Origin of the sequence: Streptacidiphilus alkalitolerans, from assembly GCF_042511045.1 — a bacterium.
In the GTDB taxonomy this organism is placed as follows: domain Bacteria; phylum Actinomycetota; class Actinomycetes; order Streptomycetales; family Streptomycetaceae; genus Streptacidiphilus; species Streptacidiphilus alkalitolerans.
In genome coordinates this window covers 79,491-104,224 of sequence record NZ_JBHEZX010000020.1, presented here as the reverse complement: position 1 = coordinate 104,224, position 24,734 = coordinate 79,491, and the positions used below count along the sequence as shown (strand labels likewise).

Below are 24,734 nucleotides of genomic sequence, written 5' to 3'. Positions count from 1 at the left end.
CCGGGCGGCACAAGGCCGCGAAAAAAGCTGGTGGTCCAGGGCGAGCACCCTGGACCACCAGCCTACGGAGCGGCACTGACAACAGCCCGCTGTCAGCTCTGGTTGTAGAACCCCGACCCGTCGTCGGAGCTGTCGATGACGAGGACCTCGACCTCGGGCGGCGCCAGCAGGAACACCCGGCGGGCGATCCGCTCGATGCTGCCCCGGGTGCCGAAGGTGAGCCCGGACGCGAAGTCGACCAGGCGCTTGGCGTCGCCGTCGGACATCTCGGTGAGGTCCATGATCACCGGGGTGCCGACCCGGACGTGCTCGCCGATGACCCGGGCCGACTCGAAGCCGGTCGGGCGGACCGAGGTGATCTGCGGCGCGAGCGCCGCGGGAGCGACCTCGGGGGAGTCCCAGGGCTCTTCGTAGTCGGGTACCGCCACCGGATACGTTCCGGAGGGCGCCAGCCATCCGCGGTAGTCGTCACGCAGTGCTGCTCCCATGCCGTGCCTCCCCATCCGTACTGCTGCCCCGTGTTTCGCACGATGGTGTTCGTGCGTCCGTGCTGTGCTGTCGTGCGTTTGTGCGCCTGGTGATTCTGGACTGTCCCACCGTGCTGTCCGAGTATCGCATTGATCACCGACATAGCACCCGTACGGACGCGTCGGCGCGCCGTTTGGTTCAACCCATCTGACGTGCGGTTCGGACAAAATGTCGAATCATCAGCTGACGTTCGAACAGTTATGCGAATACCTGTTCACTGGATCTGCTGAGTTCCCACCAGCCCGGTTTTGCTGGGTCAGTTGCGGGCAGTATTGTCCGATCGGCTTCGATCGAAACACTTTCACCGCCTGCTTCTGCGTGCCCTTGTGCACCATCATTGCCGGTTTTGACAATCCTGGGCCAGTGGATTTCACGGTTTCTCCAGGCTGTTGCCCGGCTGTAACAAGAACCGGATGAATACGTCGCTTCCCGAACCGGGATCCTCAGCCGTGGTCCACCCGCTCCGGCGGCTTCCCCGGCGCCAGTACGCCGGCTCCGGCGACCAGGCCCAGGGTCAGCAGGGTCACCAGTCCGAAGGAGACCGGCAGCGAGGTGGCCTGGGCGACCGTGCCGACCGTGGCCGGTGCGACCAGGCCCGAGGTGTAGGTGACGGTGGCGACGCCCGCGATCGCCCGGCTGGGGTTGTCGCCGCTGGTCCCGGCCGCCGCGAAGCAGAGCGGGACGACCACGGCGATGCCGATGCCGAGCAGGCCGAAGCCGACGACGGCGGGCCAGGGGGTGCGGGCGAACACGATCAGCAGTCCGCCGGCCAGCGCGACCACCCCGCCGAGCCGTACCGTCAGCACCGCGCCGAGCCTGCGCACCGCCATGTCCCCGCACAGCCGGCTGAGCGCCATGGTCGCGGCGAAGGCGCTGTAGCTGGCGGCGGCCACGGCCGCCGAGGAGTGCGCGGTGCCGCGCAGGTAGACGCCGCTCCAGTCGCCGCTGGCCCCCTCGGCGAACACCGCGCAGAAGCCGACCAGGCCGATCGCCAGGGCCGACCGCGGCGGCAGGGTGAACCGGGGCGGCGCGACCTCCTCGGGCTCCGGGTGCAGGTCGAGCAGGCCGCGGCAGGCGACCAGGCCGAGGCCGGTCAGCAGCGCGGCCATCAGACCGAGGTGGATCCTGGCGTCCAGGCCCCGCCAGGCCGCGAGCACGCCGATGCCCGAGGCCAGCAGCCCGCCCACGCTCCACATGCCGTGCAGGCCGGACATGATGGACCGTCCGTAGCGCTGCTCGACCTCCACGCCCTGGGCGTTCATCGCCACGTCCGCCATGCCGGCGCAGGCCCCGTAGAGGAACAGGCTGAGGGCGAACACGGGCAGGTCGGGGGCCAGCGCGGGCAGTGCCAGCGAGGAGCACCAGAGGGTGAGCAGCAGTCGGACGGCCGCCCGCTGCCCGAGGGCGTGCACGATCCGCCCGGCCAGCGGCATCGCCAGCGAGGCGCCGACCGCCGGGGCGACCAGGGCCAGGCCCAGTTGGCCGCTGCTGAGATGGAGGTGGTCCTTGATCCAGGGGATCCGGGTGGCGAAGGTGCCGGTGACCGCGCCGTGCACGGTGAACACCGCGGCGACGGCGCGGCGCGCGCGGACGACGGCTGGCTGGCTCATGAGTGGATCCCCCGTAGGTTGAGATGATCAACCTACCGTCGGCTCCCGGACGACGTCAGGGGCCCCCTGGCGCCTCGTACATGCGGGGTGCCCTAGAGCGTAGCCCTCGCATGTGCGATGCTACGAGTGACGAGGAGATAGCAAATGCGACAAGATGATCGTCCTGTGAACAGTTACCGAATCGGAGAAGCCGCCGCCCTGCTCGGCGTCAGCTCCGACACCATGCGCCGCTGGGTGGACGCCGGCCGACTTGTCGCCACACGTGACGAGCACGGCCATCGCATCGTACCCGGCCCCGAACTCGCGGCCTTCGCCCGCGAGTTGGCCCGGCCCGAGAATGCCGAAGCGGAGGGGCTGCCCTCCTCGGCACGCAATCGGTTCGGGGGCATCGTCACCGAGGTGATCCTCGGGGACGTCGCCGCGCAGGTGGAGATCCAGGCGGGCCCGTTCCGGGTCGTCTCACTCATCAGCCGCGAGTCGGCCGTGGAGTTGGGGCTGGAGCCAGGGGTCCCCGCGGTGGCTGTGATCAAGTCGACCAATGTGGTCGTCGAGCTCTCCTGACTACCGTGATCACCTTATCTGGGGGTACCTCCGTCATGACCACCGCTTCGCGCCGTTCGCTCGCCGTCGCCGCCACGGCCTGTGCCGCACTGATCGGCCTCACCGCCTGTAGCTCCAGTGCCACGACCTCGGCCTCAAGCCCCTCCCCGAGCGCCGCCTCGGACTCGGCCTCGGCCACGGCTCCGGCGAGTCCCGCGATCACCGGCAAGCTGACCGTCTTCGCCGCCGCCTCCCTGAAGAACACCTTCACCCAGTTCGGGAAGGAGTTCGAGGCGGCCCACCCCGGCGTGACCGTCACCTTCAACTTCGGCGGCAGTGACACCCTGGCCGCGAGCATCGTCTCCGGCGCCCCGGCCGACGTCTTCGCCTCCGCCAGCACGGCGACCATGGCCACCGTCACCAAGGCGTCCGACAACGCCGCTGCGCCGGTGAACTTCGCCAAGAACAGCCTGGAGATCGCGGTCGTCCCGGGCAACCCCAAGCAGATCACCACCCTGCAGCAGTTGGCCGCCAAGAGCACCAAGGTCGCCCTCTGCGCCAAGACCGTCCCCTGCGGCGCGGCAGCCGTGAAGGCGCTGGCCGCGGCCAAGGTCACGGTCACTCCGGTCACCTACGAGCAGGACGTCACCAGCGCCCTGACCAAGGTCGAGCTCAAGGAGGTGGACGCGGCGCTGGTCTACCGCACCGACGTCCAGGGCGCCAAGGGCAAGGTGGTCGGCGTGGACTTCCCGGCCGCCCAGCAGGCCGTGACCAGCTACCCGATCGCCCCGCTCACCCACGGCACCAACAGCGCCGCGGCCCAGGCCTTCACCGCGTTCGTGCTCTCCGCCCCCGCCGCGCAGGAACTCGCCGCGGCGGGCTTCCAGGCTCCGTGACCGACACCCCCGGCCCCGACCTCCTGGCGTCCGCTCCGGCCGCCGGGAGGTCGCGCGGTGCCCGCCGCCGTTCCGGCGCGGTCCCCGCCGCACTGCTGCTGCCCGCCGTGCTCGGCCTGACCCTGCTGGTGCTGCCGCTGGTCGGGCTGCTGGTCCGCGCGCCGTGGAGCAGCATGACCACGGTCCTCGGCGACGGCACGGTCTGGCCCGCGCTGCGGCTCTCGCTGTTCACCGCGACCGCGGCCACCGCGGTCGCGCTGCTGCTCGGCGTCCCGGTGGCCTGGCTGCTGGCCCGCACCGAGTTCCCGGGCCGGCGGCTGCTGCGCACCCTGGTCACCGTCCCGCTGGTGATGCCGCCTGTGGTCGGCGGGGTGGCGCTGCTGCTGGTGTTCGGCCGCAATGGGCTGGTCGGCCGCTGGCTGGACTCCGCCTTCGGGATCACCCTGCCGTTCACCACGGCGGGGGTGGTCCTTGCCGAGGCGTTCGTCGCCATGCCGTTCCTGGTGCTCAGCGTGGAGGGCGCGCTCAGCGGCGCGGACTCCCGCTACGAGGAGGCCGCCGCGACCCTGGGCGCCTCCCGCTTCACCGCGTTCCGGCGGGTCACCCTGCCGCTGGTCGCCCCCGGCATCGCCGCGGGCAGCGTGCTGGCCTGGGCCCGGGCGCTGGGCGAGTTCGGCGCGACCATCACCTTCGCCGGGAACTTCCCCGGCACCACCCAGACCATGCCGCTCGCGGTGTACCTGGCGCTGCAGGACGACCCCGCCACCGCGATCGCGCTCAGCCTGGTGCTGCTCGCGGTCTCGGTGCTGGTCCTGGTCGGCCTGCGCGGGCGCTGGACCGGGGGCCCGGCATGAGCGGCGAGGACGGCCTGCGGGCCCACCTGGTGGTCGACCGGGCGCCCCGCCCCGGCAGCGGCTCCGCGCAGGGCTTCCGACTGGACGTCAGGCTCACCGCCCGCCCCGGCGAGGTGCTCGCCCTGCTCGGCCCCAACGGGGCCGGCAAGACCACCGCGCTGCGCGCCCTGGCCGGGCTCACCCCGCTGACCGCCGGGGAACTCACCCTGGACGGCCGCGTCCTGGAGCAGCCCGCGGCCCGGCTGCGGCTCGCCCCCGAGGACCGCCCGGTCGGCGTGGTCTTCCAGGACTACCTGCTGTTCCCGCACCTCAGCGCACTCGACAATGTCGCCTTCGGGCTGCGCACCAGGGGCGTCCGCAAGGCCGCCGCCCGGGCCGAGGCGGCCGACTGGCTGGACCGGGTCGGCCTGGCCGAGCACGCCGCCGCCCGCCCCCGCGCCCTCTCCGGCGGCCAGCAGCAGCGGGTCGCGCTGGCCCGCGCGCTGGCCCCGCATCCGCGGCTGCTGCTGCTGGACGAGCCGATGGCCGCGCTGGACGCCCGCACCCGACTGGACGTCAGATCGCAGCTTCGGCGCCACCTGGCCGCATTCGACGCCGTCGCGGTCCTGGTCACCCACGACCCGCTGGACGCGATGGTGCTGGCGGACCGGCTGACCGTGATCGAGGACGGACGGGTGGTGCAGCACGGCCCGCCTGCCGAGATCGCCCGGCACCCGCGCAGCGACTACATCGCCCGGCTGGTCGGCCTCAACCTGTTCCGGGGCACGGCGGACGGGCACGAGGTGACGGTCGACGCCGCCGCGGCGGGGGAGACCCGGATCACCACCGCGGACTCCTCGACCGGGCCGGTCTTCGTCGCCTTCCCGCCGTCCGCCGTCACCGTGCACCGCAGCCACCCGGACACCAGCGCCCGCAATGTCTGGCAGGCCGTCGTCGCCGGGATGGAGCTGCACGGCGACCAGGTCAGGCTGGACCTCACCGGGGAGCTGCGGCTCACCGCCGACCTCACCCAGGGCGCGGTCGCCGAACTCGGCCTGATCGAGGGCAGCACGGTCTGGGCGGCGGTGAAGGCCACCCAGACGCACGCGTATCCCGGGTGACGGCGGCCGGTGTCCCGCACGATGGAGGGAACCGGTCCCGGAGGAGCACCATGGCGCAGGACAGCAGGGCCAGCGCGTTGAAGGGCGTCCCGGAGACCATGCTGTGGACGCTCTACCACCGGGCCGCCGAGGCGCGCCGCCCCGACACCGTGCTGGCCGACCCGCTCGCGGTCGAGCTGGTCGAGGCGGTCGACTTCCCCTTCGTGGAGCGCTTCGGACCCGCCCACCCGCTGGTGGCCCAGGCCATCGCGCTGCGCGCGGGCTGCTTCGACGCCGTGGTCCGGGAGTTCCTCGCGGTCTACCCGGCCGGTACCGTGGTGTCCCTCGGCGAGGGCCTGGAGACCGGCTTCTGGCGGGTCGACAACGGCACGGTCGACTGGCTCACCGTCGACCTGCCGGAACCCCTGGCGCTGCGCCACGCCCTGCTTCCGCACGGCCCCCGGCAGCGCACCCTCGCCCGCGACGCCCGCGACCCCGCCTGGATCGACCGGGTGGACCCGGCGCGGGGGGTGCTGGTGCTGGCGCAGGGCCTCTTCATGTACCTGCGGCCGACCGAGGTCCGCGACCTGATCGCCGGCTGCGCCGAGGCTTTCCCCGGCGGCGGCCTGGTGTTCGACGCGATCCCGCGGCTGCGCAGCCGCCGGGCCCGCCGGGACCGGCCCAGGCGGGTCTCCGGCGCCTACCGGCTGCCGCCGATGCCCTGGCGGATGAACGTGGCGGACCGCCCCGGGCTGGCGACGGCGCACCCGGCGGTCGCCGAGATCAAGGACGTCCCGCTGCCGCCGGGGCGGGGCCCGGTGCTGGGCCTGCTCACCCCGAGGGCCGACCGCCTGCCGGTGGTCCGGAACCGGCGGCCCTCCGTCACCCTGCTTCGCTTCGCCAGCCGCTGACGGTCCGTCCGGCGACGGTCCGTCCGGCGCTGCCTCACCCGTACGGCGCGCCGCGGGGGCGGGCCGGCCGGGGGCCGGAGAGGATCTTGGCGAAGGGTCGGGCGAGCGAGGTGAGGCGGACGGCGATGCGGCACGGCATCCGGGACGGGGGCGGCATCCGGGGCGGGGCGCGGGCGGCGCGGCGGGTGGCGGCGGTCGCCGTCGGCCTGGCCGCGCTCGCGGCGGGGACGTCCGGCTGCGGCGGTTCCTCGGGTACCGGCGCCGGCGGTGGCGCTTCCTCCGGCGGCTCCGGCTACGCGGTCTCGCACCAGGTCCACTCCCACCCGGGCCCCTGGACCAAGGAGCGCTTCGAGAAGGCCCTGTCCGAGCACGGCGGCACCTCGCACCCGGCCAGGGCCACGGCCAGTAACGCCAGGGTCGGTGCGCTCTTCGAGAACGACGTCAGCGGCACCCACTTCTGCACCGCCAGTGTGGTCCACAGCAGCGGGAAGAACCTGCTGGTCACCGCCGCGCACTGCGTCCACGGCGGCAAGGGCGGCAGCTACAAGAGCGACCTGGTCTTCGTCCCGGACTACCGGGACGGCACCGCACCGCAGGGGCAGTGGCCGGTCACCGACATCGTGGTCGACCAGCGCTGGATCGACTCCAGCGACGCCGATCTGGACGTGGCCTTCGTGGCCCTGGGCCAGGTCGGCGGCAAGGACATCGAGGACGTGCTCGGCGGCAACACCCTGGGGGTGGACCAGGGCTTCAACCGGGTGGTCCAGATCACCGGCTACCCCTCGGACGCCGGCGCCCCGATCTCCTGCGTCAACAGGACCACCCAGCAGAGCCAGTACCAGATGCGGATCGCCTGCACCGGCTACCCCGGCGGGACCAGCGGCAGCCCCTGGCTGAGCCGGTTCGACCGGACCACCCGCACCGGCACGGTGATCGGCGTCATCGGCGGCTACCAGCAGGGCGGCGACACCGAGGACGTCTCCTACAGCGTCTACTTCGACAGCGATGTGCGGAACCTCTACGACCGGGCCGCCGGAAGCAGCTGATCCCCGGCCGACACTTCACGCCCGTCCGGACCAATCCGGGTGCCGCTCGGCCTCGAATGAAGCATGTCCGGGGGACGAGGGTGCAGGTGGTGCGGATGCTGCCTGCCGCGAGCGCAGGGGTGTGGCAGGCATGGCCGAGCACGTCGAACTGGCGCTGCCGGGGCAGCAGCAGCGCCCCGGTGGCCGGCACCGGGCGGGTCCTGAGCGCGCCGCCGGCGGCCCCCGCAGGGTCGCCGTCGTCGGCAGCGGGGTGGCCGGGCTGACCGCCGCGCACCAGCTCACCGAGGCAGGTACGCGGGTCACCCTCTACGAGGCCGCGCCCCGGCTCGGCGGCCACGCCCACACCCAGGACGTCAGGGCCGCCGACGGCACCGGGCTGGCCCTGGACACCGCGTTCCTGGTCCACAACGAGCGCACCTACCCGCACCTGCTGCGGCTCTTCGCCGATCTGGGCATCCGCACCCAGGACTCCGAGATGAGCATGTCGGTCAGCTGCCGCAGCTGCGGCCTCGAATACGCGGGTGCGCGCGGTCCCGGCGGCCTGGCCGCCCAGCCCGGCGCGCTGTTCCGGGCCCGCTACCTGCGGATGCTGGCGGAGGTGCCGCTGTTCCACCGCCGGGCCCGGGCGCTGCTGGCCTCGCCGGACCCGCGCGCGGACGAGCTGACCCTGCGCGAGTTCCTGACCCGGGGGAGGTTCTCCGGCTACTTCAACGCCCACTTCATGACCCCGCTGGTGGCCGCGGTCTGGTCCTGCGCCCCGGACCTGGCCCGGGAGTACCCGGCCCGCTACCTCTTCGCCTTCCTGGACAACCACGGACTGCTCTCGGTCACCGGCTCGCCGACCTGGCGCACCGTCGTCGGCGGCTCCCGCACCTATGTGGAGCGGATCGCCGCCCGGCTGGCGGAGGTCAGGACCGGGGCCCCGGTCCTGGCGGTCCGCCGGCACGGCGACGGCGTCACCGTCACCGCCGCGGACGGCGCCCCGGCCGAGTACGACGGTGTGGTGCTGGCCGCCCACCCGGACCAGACGCTGAAGATGCTCGCCGATGCCAGCGCGGAGGAGCGCGAGGTGCTCGGCGCGTTCGAGTACTCCTTCAACCCCACCGTGCTGCACCGCGACCCCTCCGTGCTCCCGCGCGCCCCCCGGGCCCGGGCGTCCTGGAACTACCGGATGGAGTCCTGCCTGGACCGCTCGGAGCAGGTCAGGGTCAGCTACCACCTGAACCGGCTGCTGCGTCTGGACACCCCCGAGGACTACCTGGTCACCCTGAACGAGGACCCGGCCGACCCGGTGCCCGAGGAGCACGTGCTGTCCCGCACCGTCTACCGGCACCCCCTCTACAGCCGCGGCTCCCGTGCCGCCCAGCTGCGGCTGCCCGCCCTGAGCGCCGGCCGCACCGCCTTCGCCGGGGCGTACCACGGCTGGGGCTTCCACGAGGACGGCTGCCGCTCCGGGGTCCAGGCCGCGCAGGCCCTGGAAGCGCTGGTGCGGTCATGAGTACGGCGGAGAGAGGTACGGCGCCGGTCCGCGAGCGCCTGCCCGGGCCCTGGGGCGCGGCGCTCTACGACTGCCGGATCGCCCATGTCCGCACCAGCCCGCTGCGGCACGCCTTCACCCACCGCAGCTACCTCTGGCTGGTCGACCTCGACCGTCTGCCCCGGCTGCCCGCGCCGCTGCGCCCGCTGGCCCGGTTCGAGGCCAGGGACCACCTCGGCGAGCCCTCCCTCGGCCTGCGGCAGAACCTGGACCGCTACCTCGCCGCCCAGGGCGTGGACCTGGACGGCGGCCAGGTGCTGATGCTGGCCCACGCCCGTTCGCTCGGGCACGTCTTCAATCCGCTCACCCTCTACTGGTGCCGCGACCGGGACGGCGCGCCGGTGTGCACCGTCGCCGAGGTCTGCAACACCTACGGCGAACGGCACTGCTACCTGCTCCGCCCGGGCCCCGACGGCCGCGCGGACACCGCCAAGGAGTTCTACGTCTCGCCGTTCTTCCCGGTCGACGGCCGCTACCGGATGGCCGTCCCGGCGCCGGGCCCCCGGCTGCGGCTGACCATGCACCTGGAACGCGCGGGCGGACGGCCCTTCACCGCCACTGTCCAGGGCAGCCGCAGAACCGCGGGCCCGCGCGGGCTGCTGCTGGCCGCAGTGCGCCACCCGCTGTCCACCCTTGCCGTGAGCGTCCACATCCGGATCCAGGGCATCGGGCTCTACCTGCGCGGCCTGCCGGTCCAGCCGCGCCCGCACCACCCCCACCAGGAAGGAGTCTCCGCACCATGACCCAGCCGAGCACCCGCCCGTCGACGCGGACCTCGACCCGAGCCGAGCAGCGCTCCGCACGGCACCGCCCCGACCCGCAGCGCTGGCCCGACGTCGCGACCGTGCCGACCTCCGCCGTCCGCGCCCTGGTCGCCCGGGCGCTGCTGCGCAGCGTCGCCCGGCGGCTGAACCTGCGGGTCGAACTCCCCGGCGGCGCCCTGCTGAACCGCACCCCGCCGCCGGACGGGGCCCCGGTGCTGCGGCTCGCCGCGCCCGACGCCTTCTTCCACCGGGTCGGCAGCGGCGGCCTGATCGGCTTCGGCGAGTCCTACCAGGCCGAGGAGTGGGACTCGCCCGACCTGATCGCGCTGCTCACCGCGCTGGCCCGGTCCCCGCAGACGCTGGTGCCGCCCCGGCTGCAGTGGCTCCGCCGCTGGTTCACCGCGCGGCAGCCGCTGGAGCAGCTGGGCACCCCGGAGAACGCCCGCCGCAACATCCAGTCCCACTACGACCTCTCCAACGACCTCTTCGCGCTGTTCCTCGACCCGACCATGACCTACTCGTCCGCGGTCTTCCCCAGCGACAGCCACGGGGAGCCGCTGGCCTCCTGGGAGCTGCTGGAGCGGGCCCAGCACCGCAAGATCGACCGGCTGCTCGACCTGGCCGGGGTGCGCCGGGGCAGCAGGGTGCTGGAGATCGGCACCGGCTGGGGCGAGCTGGCGCTGCGCGCCGCCGCCCGGGGCGCGAGCGTGGTCACCCTCACCCTGTCCGAGGAGCAGCAGCAGCTCGCCGAACGCCGGATCGCCGACGCCGGTTTCGCCGACCGGGTCGAGGTGCGGCTGTGCGACTACCGCTCGGTGACCGGCCGTTATGACGCGGTGGTCAGCGTCGAGATGGTGGAGGCCGTCGGCCGGGCCTACTGGCCTGCCTACTTCTCCACCCTGGACCGGGTGCTCGCCCCCGGCGGCCGGGTCGCGCTGCAGGCCATCACCATGCCGCACGACCGGATGCTCGCCAGCGAGCAGACCTTCACCTGGATCCAGAAGTACATCTTCCCCGGCGGGCTGCTGCCCTCGGTGGAGGCCGTGGAGCAGACCCTGGCCGCGCACACCGGCCTGCGGCTGACCGGCCGTCAGGGTTACAGCCGGCACTACGCCGAGACCCTGCGGCTCTGGCGCGAGCGCTTCACCGCCCGCGCCGCCGAGGTGGAGGCGCTCGGCTTCGACGGCGTCTTCCGCCGGATGTGGACGCTCTACCTGGGCTACTCCGAGGCCGGTTTCCGCAGCGGCTACCTCGACGTCCAGCAACTGCTGATCACCAGGCTCGGGGAGGATCACCCGCGATGACCGCCGCCGCACGCCTTGCCGACCTGCTCCACCCGTTCCTCGGCGACCCGCTGCCGGTCAGGATCCGCGCCTGGGACGGCAGCGAGAGCGGACCCGAGGACGCACCCACCGTCGTCCTGCGCTCCCGCCGGGCGCTGCGCCGGCTGCTCTGGTACCCGGGCGAACTCGGCCTGGCCGAGGCCTACATCGCTGGGGAGATCGACATCGAGGGCGACCTCGGCGAGGGCCTGGGCCGGGTCTGGCGCAACGTCAGGGAGCGCGGCCCGGCCCTCGCCCCGTCCCTCGGCGACCGGGCCCGGGCGGCGGTGCTGGCCGCCCGGCTCGGCGCGGTCGGCCCCCGTCCCGCGCCCCCGGCCGGACGTGCCGCGCTGAGCGGCGCCCTGCACAGCAAGGCCCGGGACCGGGCCGCGATCCACCACCACTACGACCTCTCCAACGACTTCTACGCCCTGCTGCTGGACCCGTCCATGGCCTACTCCTGCGCCTACTGGACCACCGACAAGCCCGACTACACCCTGGCCGACGCCCAGCGCGACAAGCTCGACCTGATCTGCCGCAAGCTGGCGCTGGTCCCCGGCGCCAGGCTGCTCGACATCGGCTGCGGCTGGGGCTCGCTCACCCTGCACGCCGCCGGCCACTACGGCGCCAGGGTCACCGCCGTCACCCTGTCCGCCCAGCAGCACGCCCATGTCACCGCCCGCGCCGCCGAACTCGGCCTGGACGGACAGGTGGAGGTGCAGCTGCGCGACTACCGGGACGTCACCGGGGGCGGCTTCGACGCGGTCAGCACCGTCGAGATGGGCGAGCACGTCGGCGAGGCCGAGTACCCGGCCTTCGCCCGGGTGCTGCACGACCGGCTGCGCCCCGAGGGACGGCTGCTGGTGCAGCAGATGTCGCGGCGTCACCGGGCCCCGGGCGGCGGCGCGTTCATCGAGACCTACATCGCCCCCGACATGCACATGCGCCCGGTCGGCGAGACCGCCGCGCTGATCGAGGACGCCGGCCTGGAGGTGCGCCAGGTGGAGGCGATGCGCGAGCACTACGTCCGCACTTGCGCGGCCTGGCAGGACACCCTGGAGCAGCGCTGGGACGAGTTCACGGCGCTGGTCGGCGCGGAGACCGCCCGGGTCTGGCGGCTCTACCTGGTCGGCGGTGCGCTGGCGTTCCAGGAACGGCGGATGGGCGTGGACCAGATCCTCGCGGTCCGCCCCACCGAGGACGGCCGCAGCGGCGCCCCGGCCACCCCGCTCGCCTGGTACGCGCCCGAGGACCCGGGGCCGACCGGATGAGCGGCATCAACGGCGGCGCGCTGCTGGTCGCCCTGGCGGCCGGCCTCGGCGCGGCCCTCGCCGTGCTCCTGGCCGCCTTCGCGGTCGGCGTCCGGCTGGGACTGCACCGGGTGGTGGACGTGGCCTGGGGCCTGGCCTTCTGCGCCGTCGCGCTGACCGGCTACGGCCTCTCCGCGGGCTACGGCGACCCCGGGCGGCGGCTGCTGGTCCTGCTGCTGGTGCTGGTCTGGGGGCTGCGGCTGGCCGGGCACATCTGGTGGCGCGGCCGGGGCCACCCCGAGGACCCGCGCTACCAGAGACTGCTGTCCAAGGCCCCGCCCGAGCGCCGCAACTCCTATGCGCTGCGGATGGTCTACGGGCTGCAGGCGGTCCTGGTCTGGCTGGTGTCGCTGCCGGTGCTGGTCGCGCTGTTCCTGCCCCGGCCGCCCGGCGCCACCGCCTGGATCGGCACCGGGCTGTGGGCCGTCGGCCTGTTCTTCGAGGCCGTCGGCGACCGCCAGCTCACCCGCTTCCGGGCCGATCCGGCCAACCGGGGCCAGGTCCTGGACACCGGCCTGTGGCGCTACACCCGGCACCCCAACTACTTCGGTGACGCCTGCGTCTGGTGGGGCCTGTTCCTGCTGGTCGCGGACGCGCCGATCGGCTGGGCGACCGTGCTGTCCCCGCTGGTCATGAGCTATCTGCTGGTCAACGGCAGCGGCAAACCGATGCTGGAGAAACAGCTCGGCTCGACCAAGCCCGGCTACGCCGAGTACGTGGCCAGGACCAGCGGCTTCATCCCCTGGCCCCCGCGCGGCAGCCACCGCGGCTGAACCTTCACCACCCGCACCTCCGAACGTGAACAACAGGAAGGACCCGCAGTGCCCGAAGGCATCGCCATCGCCCTGCTGACCTGCGATCTGCGGATGCACGACAGCCCCGTGCTGCACGCCGCCGCCGCGCACCCGGGCACGCTCCCGGTGTTCGTCCTGGACGAGGCCATCCACGGCGGCGGCCTGGCCCCGCCGAACCGCTCCGCCTTCCTCGCCGACTGCCTGGACGACCTGGACGCCTCGCTGCGCGCCCGGGGCAGCCGGCTGGTGGTGCTGCGCGGCGACACCGCGACCGAGACCGCGCGGCTGGCCCACCGGACCGGCGCGGCGAAGGTCCATGTGGCCGCCGCGGTCAGCGGCTTCGGGCAGCGCCGGGAAGCCGCCCTGCGGGACGCCCTCGGCGAGCGGCTGACCGTGCACGAGGCGGTGGCCACCACCGTGGCGCCCGGCGAGGTGCTGCCCGCGGGCAAGGACCACTACGCGGTCTACGGCGCCTACTTCCGGCAGTGGGCCCTGGTCCCGCGACGCGAGCCGTTCCCCGCCCCGAGCCGGCTGAACACCCCCGAGCAGCTCGGCGGCCTGGCCCTGGACGAGGTCCGCCGGCAGCTCACCGCCCACGGCGCCGCTGCCCCCGAGCTCGCGCCCGGCGGCGAGACCCACGGCCGCCGCAGGCTCTGGAGCTGGACCGACACCGGGCTCGACGGCTACGCCGAGGGCCAGGACGACCTGGCCGGCGACCGCACCTCGCGGCTCTCCCCGTACCTGCACTTCGGCTGCGTGTCGGCGACCGAGCTGGCCCAGATCGCGACCTCGGCGCAATCGCCGGGGTCCGAGCCCTTTCTGCGGCAGCTGGCCTGGCGCGACTTCCACCACCAGCTGCTGGCCGCCCGCCCCGACGCCGGCGTCAACGACTACCGCAGCCGCGGCGACCACTGGCGCCACGACGAGGCCGAGCTGGAGGCCTGGCGCCAGGGCCGCACCGGCTACCCGATCGTCGACGCCGGGATGCGCCAACTGCTGCGCGAGGGCTGGATGCACAACCGGGCCCGGATGTTCACCGCCAGCTTCCTCACCAAGACCCTCTACCAGGACTGGCGCGCGGGCGCGGCCCACTTCAACCAGCACCTGCTGGACGCCGATGTGGCCAACAACCAGCTCAACTGGCAGTGGGTGGCCGGCACCGGCACCGACACCCGCCCCAACCGGGTGCTCAACCCGCTGCGCCAGGCCCAGCGCTTCGACGCCGACGGCAGCTACGTCCGCCGCTGGGTCCCGGAGCTGGCGTCCGTCAACGGCTCGGCGGTGCACCGGCCCTGGCAGCTCCCGGCCGCCGTCCGGGCGAAGCTCGACTACCCGGAGCCGATGGTGGACCTCAACGACGGTCTGGCCCGCTTCCGGCTGGCCCGCGGACTCTGATGGTCCTTCAGATCTGATGTTCCATCACAAGCGGCCGTCCCGCTGAGCTCACGGGGGTTCAGCGGGACGGCAGTTCCAGATCCAGACCACCCGGGTCGCCGCCGCGCAGCGCGAGCGCGGCCGAGACCTGGTCGGGGAATGGGCGCAGGCCGAGCATGGCCGCCACCAGGCCGGTGGCGGCGGCCTGCCAGTCCCGGCCCCGGCGCAGCATGGCGTGGCCGCTGCCGCGGACCGTGTACCCGGCCACCTCGGCGCCGGCCTCGCGGGCGGCCAGCGCGAAGGCCCGGGTCTCCCTCGGGTCGGTCACCCGGTCGGCGACGTCGTGCAGGGTCACCAGCCGCTTGCCGGCCAGCTGCGCACTGGGCTCGCCGGGCGGGCACCAGGGCGCCAGCGCCACCACACCGGTCACCGGGTCCGCGCCCGCCGCGCGCAGGGCGGCGCGTCCGCCCATCGAGTGGCCGAGCAGCACCACCGGCACCGGCCCGAAGTCCCGGGCGACCTGCTCGATCGCGGCGGCGGCGTCCACGGCGGCGTCGGCCAGCGGGCCGTTCCAGCCGCGCACCCGGTAGGCGACCTCGCCGACCGCGACCTGCTCCCCGCGTACGGCGGCCAGCAGCGCCGAGCTGAACGGCCGCATCCGCAGCCGGGCCGGGTTCCAGCGGCGCAGCGGCTCCGGCCCCTCGGACCGTCCCCCGTGCAGCACCAGCACGACGGCCTTCGGCCGGCCCGGCGCGCGGCGCCAGCGGATCGCCGACCGGCCGGCGGTGCGCAGGTCCTGAGTGTCCGTCATCCGTGCGTTCCCCTCCCTCGTTCCCCCGGCCAGGCCCTTTCCCGGGTCAGGCCCAGCGGTGCTCCGCCACGCCGCCCGCGGGCACCTGGACGGTCGCGTCGGCCGTCTCCGCGTCGCGCCAGACGGTGTACCGCCCGGCCCGCAGCGGTGAGATCACCGCGCAGTACACGGTACGTCCCGCCAGGTGCCGGGGGCGCACGGCGGCGTGGGTACGGGCGGCGGAGGGGTCGTCGAGCGGGCTGACCTCGATCTCCAGGCCGTCCTGCTCCGGTCCGGTGTGCAGGATCAGCGCGCCGAGGTCGCCGCCGATCTCCAGCACGACGCTGCCCTCCCGGGACGGGGCCGGCAGCGGGGCATGGGTGTGGGCCTCCTGTGCGTGGGATTCGTGCGGGTGGGTGTGGGTCTGGGACATGCGTGGCCTCCGTGGCAGCGGGCGGGTGGGCGCCGGGGGTGCGGCCCGGCGCGGGGCCGGGCCGCACCCCCGGCCCGGGTCAGGACGGGTTGTGGTAGCCGTCGTAGGGCACGCCCAGGTAGGGGAAGTGGTCCAGGTAGGGGTTCTTGACGTCGGCCGGGGTCAGCCCGTCGGTGATGGCGCCGGAGGCCGGGTCGGCGGTGAAGGTCTTGTCGACCAGGCCGTAGGTCGCCCCGGCCACCGCGCGCAGCTCCACCGTCACCACGTCGTCGTACACCCGGCGCCCGTTCGGGAAGCCGGCCGGGTCGCCGCCGACCAGGCCCAGGATGTTGGGGCTGGCCGCCGGGGGCACGGCCACGTTCAGCCGCAGCATGTCCGCCTGGACGGCGCCGGTGTGGTTCTGGAACCCGGGCACGATCCCGGCCGGGAGGCCGGTGAGCAGGATCGCCACCAGGTCGGCGCGGGCCTTGCCGGACTTGTTGAGCGCGTCCAGCGCCGGGAACACCCCGGGGTAGAGCACCGGCAGCAGGTTCGCCAGCTCCGGCTTGGCCACGTACTTGGCGAACTGCTTGTCGTCGGCCGGGGTGAGCGAGTTCCACAGGTCCTTCTTGCCCATCGGCACCAGGACCTCGTTGAACAGCGGGTTGCCCAGCCGGGAGACCTGCACGTACGGACCGGACTCGTGGTCGTTGCCGGAGCGCGGCGCGATCACCCGGGCCTGGCGGCGGCTGGCCGTGGTCCACACCCCGATGGTGGCGGCGGGGTTGTTGACGTCGCTGCCGTGCCAGCCGCGGTGGGTCAGCTCGCTGATCGGCACCTGCAGCGCCAGGCTGTGCACATTGAGCTCATTGGTGGTGTTGACCCCGGCGGCGGGCTGGGAGAACGCGCTCAGCCCGAACTGGTTGTGCAGCTGCTGGAACGGCCGCAGGTTGCCCAGGTCGAAGATCGACCCCAGGTCGACGTAGAAGCCCTCGGCGCGCTGCCCCGCGAACACCTTGCGGCCCTTGCCGACGGAGTGCACGGCGGCGACCGCCAGCGCGTCGTAGTCGGGGGTGGACAGCGGCCCGATGTTGCAGGGCGGGCAGGCCAGGTTCTTGCCCAGCACGGTGCTCCGGCCGCCGGCCTCGACCCGGGTCAGGGTGTAGGTCTGGTGCCGGTTCCAGGTGGGGGAGTCCAGCGCGGTGATCGGCCCGGTGTTGTAGAGGAAGGTCTCCGGGTTGCGCAGGTGCGTGGTGAAGTCGAACTGGTAGGTCACGTCGGGGCGGCCGTCGCCGTTGTTGTCGATGTGGATCTCATAGCGCACGTCGTCGCCGAACTCGAAGAAGTTCGGTCCGGACGCCGCGCCCTGCAGCGGGATGTAGTTGGCGATCAGGGTGACGGTGTCACAGGCGTCGGGGCTGACGAAGGCGTAGACGTCGGTGCTGTCCGCCACCGGGTCCTTGGAGATCTCGGGGGCTTCGCGGTGGGACGACATGGGGGGGTCCTCACGGGAGGTGTGGCAGGGGGCAGGGCAGGGCGTGCGCGGAGCAGCGAGCGGGGAGCGGGGCTCAGCCGGCCGCGCGGAGCAGGGCCGCGGTGAGCGCGCGGTCGGTCACGGTGCGGTGGCGGTGTCCGTGGAAGATGTCGACCTGCCCGGTCCGCGCGTCGCGGACGTGGACGATCAGCGTCTCCTCGGCGCCCGCCGGGGCGTGCTCCGCGGCGGCGTGCGCGGTGGCGTCGGCGGGCTCGGCCGCCGCGGCGATGCCGGTGGCGGCGGAGAGCAGGGCTCCGGCGGCGAGACCGGCCGCGCCGGCGCCGGCCGCGTTCCGGATCAGGCCGCGCCGGGACAGCCCTGACGGGGTGTCGGATCCGGACTCGGCGTCGGGGATGGGGGTGGCGAGGGACATGCGTGCTCCTTGGCCGAAAGAGGGGGGCCGAAATGGTGGGAGCCGCAGGGCCGGAACCCGGGCGGGAGGCGCAGCGGGACACGACGAATGCGTCGTAGTACGGCTGGAGTCACCGGAGCCGGGATAATTCAGGCAGCTGGATTTGCGGCCAAGGGAAGTGAACCGCCGTCCGTACGGTCCGTCAAGGCACCGCGCCGTCAGCTGTTCTGCCGCGTGGTCAGATGAGGGTCATCCGTGCAGCTCAGGAGCGTGTGATTGATCCGTTCGACGGAAAGGCAAGTTTTTCTGCGCGGCCACCAATCCGAACGGCGCGCTGCTTCGAACACTCCATGGGGATACTTTCTTCACGCTGCCCCGATGAAAGTGCTTTCTCTACGAATCAATGCGACGATCGGAGACTTCCTGTGCGGGTCGGTCTGCTCCGCGGTGTCGGTGCCGCCACTACTGTCTACGGGCTCCTCGTTGCCGCCCGCCCCGATCTGCTGGCCCGTCCCTCCGGCCTGGTGGACCCGGACGGCCGCACCGCCACCGCGGCGCTGCTCCGTATCGCCGCCGACCTCGGCGACGCGGTGCTCCTCGGCAGCACCCTGACCGGCCGCAGTACCAGGATCAAGGCCGTTGCGGTGTCCGTGGGTTGGGGCGCGCTGTCGGTCGCGGGACTGTTCGCCCCCGGCCGGAAAGAGTGACCATCGCACCAATCACTCGTTGAGCGGAGTGCCGCGTCGCCGGGTCGCCCGCCCCGGTCTGCCCGTACGGCGCCGCGGCCACGCCGACAAGCCGACGAGGAAGTGCTGCGCATGGTCCGTGAATCCCCCCAGCCACGGAACGGCCGACCCGGCAGCACCTCCACCGCCCCGCGCGGCCGCGGCGAGCGCCGCGCCGCCGCGCGGCCCGGCAGGCCGCCGGTGGCCAGGGCCGAAGCGGCCCTGGTGCTGCACTACACCCGGCTGGCCCGGCTCGCGTACACGGTCCTGCCGGCCACCCTGGACCGGCACCGGCGGGTGCTGGCCGCGCACGCCCTGGTCCAGCAGTCGCTGCCGAGCCGGCTGCCCGACCTGCTCGCGGGCCCCCATCCGGCCGAGGTGCCGGTGCCCCGGCGGTCCCCGGAGGCGGCGGCCGGAGGCGGATCCGCGCCCGCCGGGCCCGCCTACGCCCAGCTGCGGGCGACCGTGCTCGCGGCGGCGCTGCAGCGCGGCGGCCGGCGGCGGCCCTGGCGGCTCCCGCGCACCTGGGGCCTCACCCTGTTCCCGTCCAGCGGCGGCCCGGAGAGCCTGGCCCTGGAACGGGCGCTCGCCGAACTGGGCACCACCGAGCGGGCCGCCTACGCGCTGCTCGCGCTCGAAGGGCTGACCCAGGACGAGGCGGGCCAACTCCTGGTGGCGGTGGGCGTCAGCGATCCCCGCCCGGCGCTGCGCCGGGCCGCGCGGCTCGGCGCCACGTACCCGGCGGACGCCCTCGCCGCCGCCGACTTCGACCCCTGCACCGTCCACGCCCGTCCCACCGACCTGCTGCGCCGCCGGCGCCGACTACGGGCCGGGTCCGTGCTGGCCGCGGCCCTGGTGGCCGCGGCGGTGGCCGCCCTGGTACTGCCGGGGTCCGGGCAGGGCGGGGTGCCGGCGGCGGGGGCGGGTGCGGCCTCGTCCCTGGCCTCCGCGCCGGCGGGCGGTCTCGGGATCACCGCCGCGGATCTGGTCCGGGTCCCCGCCGACCAGTGGCGGCACACCGCCCGGATCGACTTCACCGCCTGGCCCGCGCGCGGCGACCGGCTCACCGACCGGGCGCTGCTCACCCGGGCGCTCACCCTCTGGTCCGCGGCGGGGGAGCGCGGGACCGCGTCCGCCGCCCTGGTCCGTGCCACTCCCGGCACCGTCCCCGCCCCGCCGGTGCAGGCGCCCCGGCTGCTCTGGTCCGGACGGTTGGACGGCGCCGAGGTCGTGCTGCTCGACGACGGCGCGGAGCTCGCCCGCTACACCCGTCCCGACCGGGCCACCGCCGCGGACCCGGAGCAGCTCCAACTCACCCGCAGCGACGAGTCGGACGTCACCACCGCGGGCGCGGTGCTGCTGCGCAGCAGCCGGGCCGGCGACCGCTTCCTGCTCGCGCCCTGGGTGGACACGGTCCAGCTCCGCGACCTGCGGGCGCCCGACACCCCCGCCCAGGACCTGGTCCCCACCGACGGGGTCACCGCGGCCGTGCCGCAGCCGCCGAGCAGCGGCTGCGGCAGCTGGCCGGTGCTGCAACTGCGGTCCTCGTCGGTGATCGCCGAGCACCACGCCTTCCTGCTCACCGACCTGGGCGGGGTCACCGCGGCCCACCTCACCTTCACCCCGCCGCCCAGCTCCGGACCGGCCAACTACCCGAGGGAGGCCACCGGAACGGACGCGCTGCTCGCCTGGGCCCGGCTGGCCTGCGGGCTGCCCGCGCTGCGCGGACAGGACGTGAAGTCGGTCAACGCCTGGGAGTTCGCCAAGCAGCCGCTGCCCGAGGGCCGGGGCACCGCCCTGTGGACCTGCACCCGCGCCGACCGCTGGGACGGCAGCGGATCGGCCGCCACCCAGTTCCTCGCCCCGGCGGCGGCGGGCCAGGACCGCAACGCCCCCGCGCTCACCACCGCGGTCCAGCCCAAGGGCCGCGCCTGCAGCCGCTACGAGCAGTACGTGGTCGCGAGCACCTGGTGGCGGGCCCCCGGCAGCGGCCACGGCTACCTGCTCGCGGCCGGCAGCCGCCACGTCACCCGGCTCGGCGCCGAGGGCGGGCTCAGCGCCCCGGCCAGGACGGTGCCGCAGCAGACCCTGGCCCTGCCCGCGGCCCGCCCCAATACGGCGGTCACCGTCATCGGCACCCTCGACACCGGCCAGACGGCGCGCACGCTGAAGTAGCGCGCGGCTGACCCTGTTCGCCGTTCGTCTCGTCGTTCGCCGCCGACCGGTGGATCAGCCGCAGTCGAATCCCGTGCCGTCGACATCGGCTTGCTTGACGACGAAAAAGATGAAACGCGAAGCCATGTGGTCGGAAAGGTGGATATAGGTGATCGTCATCCCGGGGTTGACGATCGGGCTTGGGTCAACGTAAGGTTGACGCATGGAGAATCAGAACCCCATCGGCATGACGAACCCGGTCCGGCTCGACGACCTGATCGAAGCCATCAAGAAGGTCCACCCCGACGCGCTGGACCAGCTCTCCGACGCGGTACTCGCGGCGGGCCACCTCGGCGAGGTCGCCGACCACCTGATCGGCCACTTCGTGGACCAGGCGCGGCGCTCGGGCGCGTCCTGGACCGACATCGGCCGCAGCATGGGCGTCACCAAGCAGGCGGCCCAGAAGCGCTTCGTCCCCAAGGCGTCCAACGAACCGGCGGACCTGGACCTCAGCCAGGGCTTCAGCCGGTTCACCCCGCGGGCCAGGAACGTCGTGATGGCCTCGCAGAACGAGGCCCGCGCGGCGGGCAACAACGAGATCGGCCCGGTGCACCTGCTGCTCGGCCTGCTGGCCGAACCGGACGCGCTCGCCGCGGCGGCGATCCGGGACCAGGGCATCTCCGCCGACGCCGTCCGCCGCGCGGCGACCGGGGCGCTGCCGCTGCCGCTGCCGACCGAGCAGCTCCCCGACCTCATCCCCTACGACGCGGCGGCGCAGAAGGCGCTCAAGCTCACCTTCCGCGAGGCCCTGCGGCTCGGCCACAACTACATCGGCACCGAGCACATCCTGCTCGCCCTGCTCGAACTCGAGGACGGCGCAGGCGTCCTGGCCGGCCTCGGCATCGACAAGTCCGCGGTGGAGGCCAACATCGCCCAAGCCCTCTCCCGCTTCACCTCTCCGCCCCCGGCGGCCCAGCAGCCGGAGTAGCCCCGGTCGGCGGGGCCGGCGGGGTGGGCGACTCCACGCGGCGGATGAGTTCCTTGAGGTTGCCGATCTCCTCGGCGAGGGCGTTGCGGCCGGCCTTGGTGATGCGGATCCAGGTGCGGGCGCGGCGACCCTCGTAGCCCTTGTCGACGGTGACGAGTCCGGCCTCCTCCAGGACCTGGACGTGGCGGGAGAGGTTGCCGGCCGTCAGGTCCAGCACCTCGCGGAGGAAGCCGAACTCGGCGCGCGGGGTCTCGTGCAGGACCGCGAGGATGCCGAGCCGGGCGCGCTGGTGGACGGTCTCCACCAGCCCGCTCGTGGGGTGGCTCATCGGTTCCGTCCGCCCCTGCCCCGGAGGGCGGCGGCCAGTCCGAAGCCGAGGCCGCCCAGCATCAGCGTCAGCCCGGCCAGCCAGAGGTTGGGCAGCAGCGACCAGGCCTCGGACGGCGTCCAGCCGATCGAGGGGGTCCGGTTCTCCACGTCGTAGAGGTTGGAGACCAGCGCCACCGCGAGGAACAGGGCCGCGAAGCCGGCCAGCGCGGCGCTGCGTTCCGAGTACGCCAGCACCAGCAGTCCCAGCGCGAGCACCAGCAGCGGCAGCAGCCCACGTGTCGTCAGATCGCCCGGCAGGCCGCCGTGCAGCGGGCCGACCCCGGCCCAGACGGCGGGGGAGGCCAGCACGGCCAGCCCGAGGAACGCCACTCCGGCCAGTACGTAGGGCAGTGCGCGTCCGGCCACTCCGGTCCTGGTGCCGCGCCAGCGGTAGAAGGCCAGGGTGGCGGCGTAGCCGAGGACGACGGCGGTCAGCCAGTAGACGGTGGCGGCGGTGCTGCCCAGTCCGGCCTGGGCGCCGAGCGGTCCGGGGTGTCCGGTCTCGAAGCACAGCGTTCCCGGTGGCGCCGCCGCACAGCCGGACCCGGACGGCACCGTCTGCCGGTAGAAGGGGGTCGCCCCGAGGACGATCAGTCCGAACAGCACCAGCGGGAACCAGAAGCCCCGCCGTGCCTGTCGTGTGCGCAGGGTCGCTACTCGGGCGGCGGAGAGCATCGCCGCCGGGGACGTCGCATCTGTCATGCCATCAGGTTTGCACTGCAAACTGGTCTGCACAAGGGGGGCGAGAGTCGAAATCCTGGCGCCGGCAAGGGCAAGGGTGCCGCGCTCCCCGGTCCGTGAGGATGGTGCCGGGGAGCGCTCGGTCCGCGTGGGCCGGGTCAGTCGCGCTTGAACATGCCCCTGATCTTCTCGGCGGCGTCGCCGACGGCGTCCTTGGCGTCGTCCATGGCCTGCTTGGCCTTGGACTCGACCTGGTCGCCCTGGCCCTCGCCCTTGAGCTCGTCGTTGCCGGTGACGTCGCCGACCTTCTCCTTGACCTTGCCGGCGGCTTCCTGGGCCTTGTTCGAGATGTCGCTCATCACGGTCTCCGTTCGGAACAGAACGCCCCGGAGCGGGGCACGTGACCGACCCTGCCCCAGGTGCGGGGCGGCTGCATCCGGAGGGCGGCGGTAGGTTGCGGACCGTGTCCGCGCCCCCTGGTCAAACTAGATGCGTACATGACATGATTCCGGGGCGTTCACTTGGTCTGGGCGTAAACGGCGTCCTGGCCGTGGCAGGACGGGACGCCGTTGCCCGCCCGGCGGACTACCGTGCGGTGTCCGCGAGGAAGCGGCCCAGCGCCTCCACCACCAGCAGGTGGTCCTCCACCTGCGGCAGCCCCGAGACCGTGACCGTACCCACCACGCCGACCCCGGCCACATGCAGCGGGAACGCGCCGCCGTGCGCGGCGAAGCGGTCCGGGTCGAGCCGCGACTTCTCCTCGAAGCTCGCGCCCCGGTCCCGGAACCGCTGGCCGACCAGGTAGGAGCTCTCGCCGTAGCGGCGCACCACCCGGGTCTTGCGCTCGATCCAGGCGTCGTTGTCGGCGCTGGTGCCGGGCAGCGCGTAGTGGAACAGCTGCTGCTCGCCGCGGCGGACGTCCACGGTCACCGAGAGGCCGCGCTCCCGGGCCAGTTCGACCAGCAGCACGCCGAGCCGCCAGGCGTCGTTGTTGTCGAAGCGGGTGAGCCGCAGCTCGCGCTCCTGCTGCTCCAGCTCGGGGGTCTGCGGCGGCTTCGACTGCTGAGTGTCCGTCACAGCTCCACCACCCGCTGCTCGGTGGCCGAGGTCCGTGCTGCCTCCAGCACGGCCAGCGCCGCCACCGCGTCCGACGCCCGCACCGGTACCGGGGCCTGTCCGCGCACCGCCGCGGCCACGCCGGCGTAGTACTCCTGGTACGCGCCGGGCAGGGTCGGGTGGCGGACGGTGTCCTCGCCCGCGCCGAGCAGTCCGTATTCGGCGGGGGGCACCACGCCCCAGTCCGGGTCGGCCGGGGTGCCGCCGTCGCGCAGCGCGGCCTCCTGGCCGTCCAGGCCGTCCACGACATAGGCGCTCTCGCTGCCCAGCACCCGGAACCGGGGGCCGAGGCTGCCGGCCACCGCGCTCATCCACAGGTGCGAGCGGGTGCCGTTGGCGTGCCGCAGCGCGACGAAGGCGTCGTCGTCGGACTGCGCGCCCGGGCGGCGGCAGTCCAGCTCGGCGTAGACGGCGGTGGCCGGGCCGAACAGGGTCAGCGCCTGGTCGACCAGGTGGCTGCCCAGGTCGTAGAGCAGGCCCCCGGCCTCGGCCGGGTCGCCCAGCTCGCGCCAGCCGCCCTTCAGCTCCGGACGCCAGCGCTCGAACCGGGACTCGAACCGGTTCACCGCGCCGAGCCGGCCCGAGCGCACCAGCTCGGCGACGGTCAGGAAGTCGCCGTCCCAGCGCCGGTTCTGGAACACGCTCAGCACCAGCCCGCGCTGCTCGGCGAGGGCGGCCAGGGCCTGGCCGTCGGCGGCGGTGGCCGCCAGCGGCTTGTCCACCACCACCGCGAGGCCGGCCTCCAGTGCGGCGGTGGCCTGCGGGACGTGGGTGCGGTTGGGGGAGGCGACGACGACCAGGTCGAGGCCGGCCGTCCAGAGCTGCTCCACGTCGTCCAGGACCTGGGCCCCGGGGTGCTCGCGGCGGACCTGGGCCTGCCGTTCCGGGTTCCCGGTGACGACGGCGGCGAGTTCGAGGTCGGGGGTGGCGGAGATCAGCGGCGCGTGGAACACCGAGCCGGCCAGTCCGTAGCCGATCAGTCCGACGCGCAGGGGGGAGGAGGAAGTAGCCATGACTCCAGTTAAACAACACTGTGGAGAAAGTGGCA

Annotated in this window: 26 protein-coding genes; 15 read left to right on the top strand and 11 right to left on the bottom strand. The window is 73.8% G+C overall.

The features are described 5' to 3' along the window. Nucleotides 1–92: 92 nt before the first annotated feature. A complete protein-coding gene (locus tag ACEZDG_RS32570) occupies nucleotides 93–488 on the bottom strand; it encodes a cell division protein SepF (RefSeq protein ID WP_380516821.1) in 396 nt (131 codons plus the stop codon). A gap of 483 nt (nucleotides 489–971) precedes the next feature. Beyond that, the gene (locus ACEZDG_RS32565; protein WP_380516818.1) at nucleotides 972–2,138 is read right to left on the bottom strand and encodes an MFS transporter; all 1,167 of its coding nucleotides are present in this window, start codon (nucleotides 2,136–2,138) and stop codon (nucleotides 972–974) included. 165 nt (nucleotides 2,139–2,303) lie between these two features. Between ACEZDG_RS32565 and ACEZDG_RS32560 the strand changes: the two genes are divergently transcribed. The 12 genes from ACEZDG_RS32560 (at nucleotide 2,304) to ACEZDG_RS32505 (ending at nucleotide 14,586) form a co-directional block, all read left to right on the top strand. Continuing rightward, nucleotides 2,304–2,699 (top strand): TOBE domain-containing protein, encoded by a 396-nt coding sequence (locus tag ACEZDG_RS32560; RefSeq protein WP_380516815.1) that lies wholly within the window; start codon nucleotides 2,304–2,306, stop codon nucleotides 2,697–2,699. A 35-nt stretch (nucleotides 2,700–2,734) separates the two neighbouring features. Then, on the top strand, nucleotides 2,735–3,574 hold the full coding sequence (modA, locus tag ACEZDG_RS32555) for a molybdate ABC transporter substrate-binding protein (protein WP_380516812.1): 840 nt from the start codon (nucleotides 2,735–2,737) through the stop codon (nucleotides 3,572–3,574). Then, nucleotides 3,571–4,428 carry an ABC transporter permease gene (locus ACEZDG_RS32550; RefSeq protein WP_380516809.1) on the top strand — a complete coding sequence of 286 codons (858 nt, stop codon included), beginning with the start codon at nucleotides 3,571–3,573 and terminating at the stop codon, nucleotides 4,426–4,428. The genes modA and ACEZDG_RS32550 overlap by 4 nt, the downstream gene beginning before the upstream one ends. After that, nucleotides 4,425–5,528, top strand: coding sequence for an ABC transporter ATP-binding protein (locus tag ACEZDG_RS32545; protein WP_380516806.1), 1,104 nt, complete (start codon nucleotides 4,425–4,427; stop codon nucleotides 5,526–5,528). The genes ACEZDG_RS32550 and ACEZDG_RS32545 overlap by 4 nt, the downstream gene beginning before the upstream one ends. A 50-nt stretch (nucleotides 5,529–5,578) precedes the next feature. After that, the gene (locus ACEZDG_RS32540; protein ID WP_380516803.1) at nucleotides 5,579–6,418 is read left to right on the top strand and encodes a class I SAM-dependent methyltransferase; all 840 of its coding nucleotides are present in this window, start codon (nucleotides 5,579–5,581) and stop codon (nucleotides 6,416–6,418) included. 125 nt (nucleotides 6,419–6,543) lie between these two features. Further along, the gene (locus ACEZDG_RS32535) at nucleotides 6,544–7,464 is read left to right on the top strand and encodes a trypsin-like serine peptidase (RefSeq protein WP_380516801.1); all 921 of its coding nucleotides are present in this window, start codon (nucleotides 6,544–6,546) and stop codon (nucleotides 7,462–7,464) included. Nucleotides 7,465–7,594: 130 nt separating this feature from the next. After that, a complete protein-coding gene (locus tag ACEZDG_RS32530) occupies nucleotides 7,595–8,962 on the top strand; it encodes an NAD(P)/FAD-dependent oxidoreductase (protein ID WP_380516798.1) in 1,368 nt (455 codons plus the stop codon). Next, entirely contained in the window at nucleotides 8,959–9,744 is a 786-nt protein-coding gene (locus ACEZDG_RS32525; RefSeq protein ID WP_380516795.1) for a DUF1365 domain-containing protein, read from the top strand. The genes ACEZDG_RS32530 and ACEZDG_RS32525 overlap by 4 nt, the downstream gene beginning before the upstream one ends. Further along, nucleotides 9,741–11,069 carry a class I SAM-dependent methyltransferase gene (locus ACEZDG_RS32520; protein ID WP_380516793.1) on the top strand — a complete coding sequence of 443 codons (1,329 nt, stop codon included), beginning with the start codon at nucleotides 9,741–9,743 and terminating at the stop codon, nucleotides 11,067–11,069. The genes ACEZDG_RS32525 and ACEZDG_RS32520 overlap by 4 nt, the downstream gene beginning before the upstream one ends. Then, nucleotides 11,066–12,358: a class I SAM-dependent methyltransferase gene (locus ACEZDG_RS32515; RefSeq protein ID WP_380516790.1), complete on the top strand. Its 1,293-nt coding sequence runs from the start codon at nucleotides 11,066–11,068 to the stop codon at nucleotides 12,356–12,358. Before ACEZDG_RS32520 ends, ACEZDG_RS32515 begins: the two co-directional genes overlap by 4 nt. Then, nucleotides 12,355–13,170, top strand: coding sequence for a DUF1295 domain-containing protein (locus ACEZDG_RS32510; protein ID WP_380516787.1), 816 nt, complete (start codon nucleotides 12,355–12,357; stop codon nucleotides 13,168–13,170). Before ACEZDG_RS32515 ends, ACEZDG_RS32510 begins: the two co-directional genes overlap by 4 nt. A gap of 48 nt (nucleotides 13,171–13,218) precedes the next feature. Next, nucleotides 13,219–14,586 carry a cryptochrome/photolyase family protein gene (locus ACEZDG_RS32505; RefSeq protein ID WP_380516784.1) on the top strand — a complete coding sequence of 456 codons (1,368 nt, stop codon included), beginning with the start codon at nucleotides 13,219–13,221 and terminating at the stop codon, nucleotides 14,584–14,586. Nucleotides 14,587–14,644: 58 nt separating this feature from the next. Here ACEZDG_RS32505 and ACEZDG_RS32500 read toward each other — a convergent pair whose 3' ends face one another. From ACEZDG_RS32500 to ACEZDG_RS32485, 4 genes are all read right to left on the bottom strand, one after another. After that, the gene (locus ACEZDG_RS32500) at nucleotides 14,645–15,376 is read right to left on the bottom strand and encodes an alpha/beta fold hydrolase (protein ID WP_380516782.1); all 732 of its coding nucleotides are present in this window, start codon (nucleotides 15,374–15,376) and stop codon (nucleotides 14,645–14,647) included. 46 nt (nucleotides 15,377–15,422) lie between these two features. After that, the gene (locus tag ACEZDG_RS32495) at nucleotides 15,423–15,788 is read right to left on the bottom strand and encodes a hypothetical protein (protein ID WP_380516780.1); all 366 of its coding nucleotides are present in this window, start codon (nucleotides 15,786–15,788) and stop codon (nucleotides 15,423–15,425) included. Nucleotides 15,789–15,867: 79 nt separating this feature from the next. Then, complete coding sequence (locus ACEZDG_RS32490; RefSeq protein WP_380516778.1) at nucleotides 15,868–17,262, bottom strand: DUF4331 domain-containing protein; 1,395 nt, start codon at nucleotides 17,260–17,262, stop codon at nucleotides 15,868–15,870. A gap of 73 nt (nucleotides 17,263–17,335) precedes the next feature. Beyond that, nucleotides 17,336–17,674 (bottom strand): hypothetical protein, encoded by a 339-nt coding sequence (locus ACEZDG_RS32485; protein WP_380516775.1) that lies wholly within the window; start codon nucleotides 17,672–17,674, stop codon nucleotides 17,336–17,338. A gap of 404 nt (nucleotides 17,675–18,078) precedes the next feature. Here ACEZDG_RS32485 and ACEZDG_RS32480 point away from each other — a divergent pair, with 404 nt between their 5' ends. The 3 genes from ACEZDG_RS32480 (at nucleotide 18,079) to ACEZDG_RS32470 (ending at nucleotide 21,520) form a co-directional block, all read left to right on the top strand. Beyond that, on the top strand, nucleotides 18,079–18,360 hold the full coding sequence (locus ACEZDG_RS32480; protein ID WP_380516772.1) for a hypothetical protein: 282 nt from the start codon (nucleotides 18,079–18,081) through the stop codon (nucleotides 18,358–18,360). 111 nt (nucleotides 18,361–18,471) lie between these two features. After that, nucleotides 18,472–20,553 carry a hypothetical protein gene (locus ACEZDG_RS32475; protein WP_380516770.1) on the top strand — a complete coding sequence of 694 codons (2,082 nt, stop codon included), beginning with the start codon at nucleotides 18,472–18,474 and terminating at the stop codon, nucleotides 20,551–20,553. A gap of 202 nt (nucleotides 20,554–20,755) precedes the next feature. Then, nucleotides 20,756–21,520 (top strand): Clp protease N-terminal domain-containing protein, encoded by a 765-nt coding sequence (locus ACEZDG_RS32470; protein ID WP_380516768.1) that lies wholly within the window; start codon nucleotides 20,756–20,758, stop codon nucleotides 21,518–21,520. On the opposite strand, the gene ACEZDG_RS32465 is transcribed toward ACEZDG_RS32470, so the two are convergent. The 5 genes from ACEZDG_RS32465 to ACEZDG_RS32445 form a co-directional block, all read right to left on the bottom strand. Next, on the bottom strand, nucleotides 21,483–21,848 hold the full coding sequence (locus ACEZDG_RS32465; RefSeq protein WP_380516765.1) for a winged helix-turn-helix domain-containing protein: 366 nt from the start codon (nucleotides 21,846–21,848) through the stop codon (nucleotides 21,483–21,485). The genes ACEZDG_RS32470 and ACEZDG_RS32465 overlap by 38 nt on opposite strands. Then, nucleotides 21,845–22,591: a hypothetical protein gene (locus ACEZDG_RS32460; RefSeq protein WP_380516762.1), complete on the bottom strand. Its 747-nt coding sequence runs from the start codon at nucleotides 22,589–22,591 to the stop codon at nucleotides 21,845–21,847. The genes ACEZDG_RS32465 and ACEZDG_RS32460 overlap by 4 nt, the downstream gene beginning before the upstream one ends. Nucleotides 22,592–22,728: 137 nt before the next feature. Then, nucleotides 22,729–22,929, bottom strand: coding sequence for a CsbD family protein (locus ACEZDG_RS32455; protein WP_380516760.1), 201 nt, complete (start codon nucleotides 22,927–22,929; stop codon nucleotides 22,729–22,731). 226 nt (nucleotides 22,930–23,155) lie between these two features. After that, nucleotides 23,156–23,647 carry a heme-degrading domain-containing protein gene (locus ACEZDG_RS32450; RefSeq protein ID WP_380516757.1) on the bottom strand — a complete coding sequence of 164 codons (492 nt, stop codon included), beginning with the start codon at nucleotides 23,645–23,647 and terminating at the stop codon, nucleotides 23,156–23,158. Continuing rightward, a complete protein-coding gene (locus ACEZDG_RS32445) occupies nucleotides 23,644–24,699 on the bottom strand; it encodes a Gfo/Idh/MocA family oxidoreductase (RefSeq protein ID WP_380516754.1) in 1,056 nt (351 codons plus the stop codon). The genes ACEZDG_RS32450 and ACEZDG_RS32445 overlap by 4 nt, the downstream gene beginning before the upstream one ends. Nucleotides 24,700–24,734: the final 35 nt, after the last annotated feature.

Excerpts from the sequence above, each read along its gene's own strand:
- ACEZDG_RS32570 (WP_380516821.1), bottom strand. The coding sequence starts at position 488 with ATGGGAGCAGCACTGCGTGACGACTACCGCGGATGGCTGGCGCCCTCC.
- ACEZDG_RS32565 (WP_380516818.1), bottom strand. The coding sequence starts at position 2,138 with ATGAGCCAGCCAGCCGTCGTCCGCGCGCGCCGCGCCGTCGCCGCGGTG.
- modA (WP_380516812.1), top strand. The coding sequence starts at position 2,735 with ATGACCACCGCTTCGCGCCGTTCGCTCGCCGTCGCCGCCACGGCCTGT.
- ACEZDG_RS32545 (WP_380516806.1), top strand. The coding sequence starts at position 4,425 with ATGAGCGGCGAGGACGGCCTGCGGGCCCACCTGGTGGTCGACCGGGCG.
- ACEZDG_RS32540 (WP_380516803.1), top strand. The coding sequence starts at position 5,579 with ATGGCGCAGGACAGCAGGGCCAGCGCGTTGAAGGGCGTCCCGGAGACC.
- ACEZDG_RS32535 (WP_380516801.1), top strand. The coding sequence starts at position 6,544 with ATGCGGCACGGCATCCGGGACGGGGGCGGCATCCGGGGCGGGGCGCGG.
- ACEZDG_RS32530 (WP_380516798.1), top strand. The coding sequence starts at position 7,595 with ATGGCCGAGCACGTCGAACTGGCGCTGCCGGGGCAGCAGCAGCGCCCC.
- ACEZDG_RS32525 (WP_380516795.1), top strand. The coding sequence starts at position 8,959 with ATGAGTACGGCGGAGAGAGGTACGGCGCCGGTCCGCGAGCGCCTGCCC.
- ACEZDG_RS32520 (WP_380516793.1), top strand. The coding sequence starts at position 9,741 with ATGACCCAGCCGAGCACCCGCCCGTCGACGCGGACCTCGACCCGAGCC.
- ACEZDG_RS32515 (WP_380516790.1), top strand. The coding sequence starts at position 11,066 with ATGACCGCCGCCGCACGCCTTGCCGACCTGCTCCACCCGTTCCTCGGC.
- ACEZDG_RS32510 (WP_380516787.1), top strand. The coding sequence starts at position 12,355 with ATGAGCGGCATCAACGGCGGCGCGCTGCTGGTCGCCCTGGCGGCCGGC.
- ACEZDG_RS32500 (WP_380516782.1), bottom strand. The coding sequence starts at position 15,376 with ATGACGGACACTCAGGACCTGCGCACCGCCGGCCGGTCGGCGATCCGC.
- ACEZDG_RS32495 (WP_380516780.1), bottom strand. The coding sequence starts at position 15,788 with ATGTCCCAGACCCACACCCACCCGCACGAATCCCACGCACAGGAGGCC.
- ACEZDG_RS32490 (WP_380516778.1), bottom strand. The coding sequence starts at position 17,262 with ATGTCGTCCCACCGCGAAGCCCCCGAGATCTCCAAGGACCCGGTGGCG.
- ACEZDG_RS32485 (WP_380516775.1), bottom strand. The coding sequence starts at position 17,674 with ATGTCCCTCGCCACCCCCATCCCCGACGCCGAGTCCGGATCCGACACC.
- ACEZDG_RS32475 (WP_380516770.1), top strand. The coding sequence starts at position 18,472 with ATGGTCCGTGAATCCCCCCAGCCACGGAACGGCCGACCCGGCAGCACC.
- ACEZDG_RS32470 (WP_380516768.1), top strand. The coding sequence starts at position 20,756 with ATGGAGAATCAGAACCCCATCGGCATGACGAACCCGGTCCGGCTCGAC.
- ACEZDG_RS32465 (WP_380516765.1), bottom strand. The coding sequence starts at position 21,848 with ATGAGCCACCCCACGAGCGGGCTGGTGGAGACCGTCCACCAGCGCGCC.
- ACEZDG_RS32460 (WP_380516762.1), bottom strand. The coding sequence starts at position 22,591 with ATGACAGATGCGACGTCCCCGGCGGCGATGCTCTCCGCCGCCCGAGTA.
- ACEZDG_RS32455 (WP_380516760.1), bottom strand. The coding sequence starts at position 22,929 with ATGAGCGACATCTCGAACAAGGCCCAGGAAGCCGCCGGCAAGGTCAAG.
- ACEZDG_RS32445 (WP_380516754.1), bottom strand. The coding sequence starts at position 24,699 with ATGGCTACTTCCTCCTCCCCCCTGCGCGTCGGACTGATCGGCTACGGA.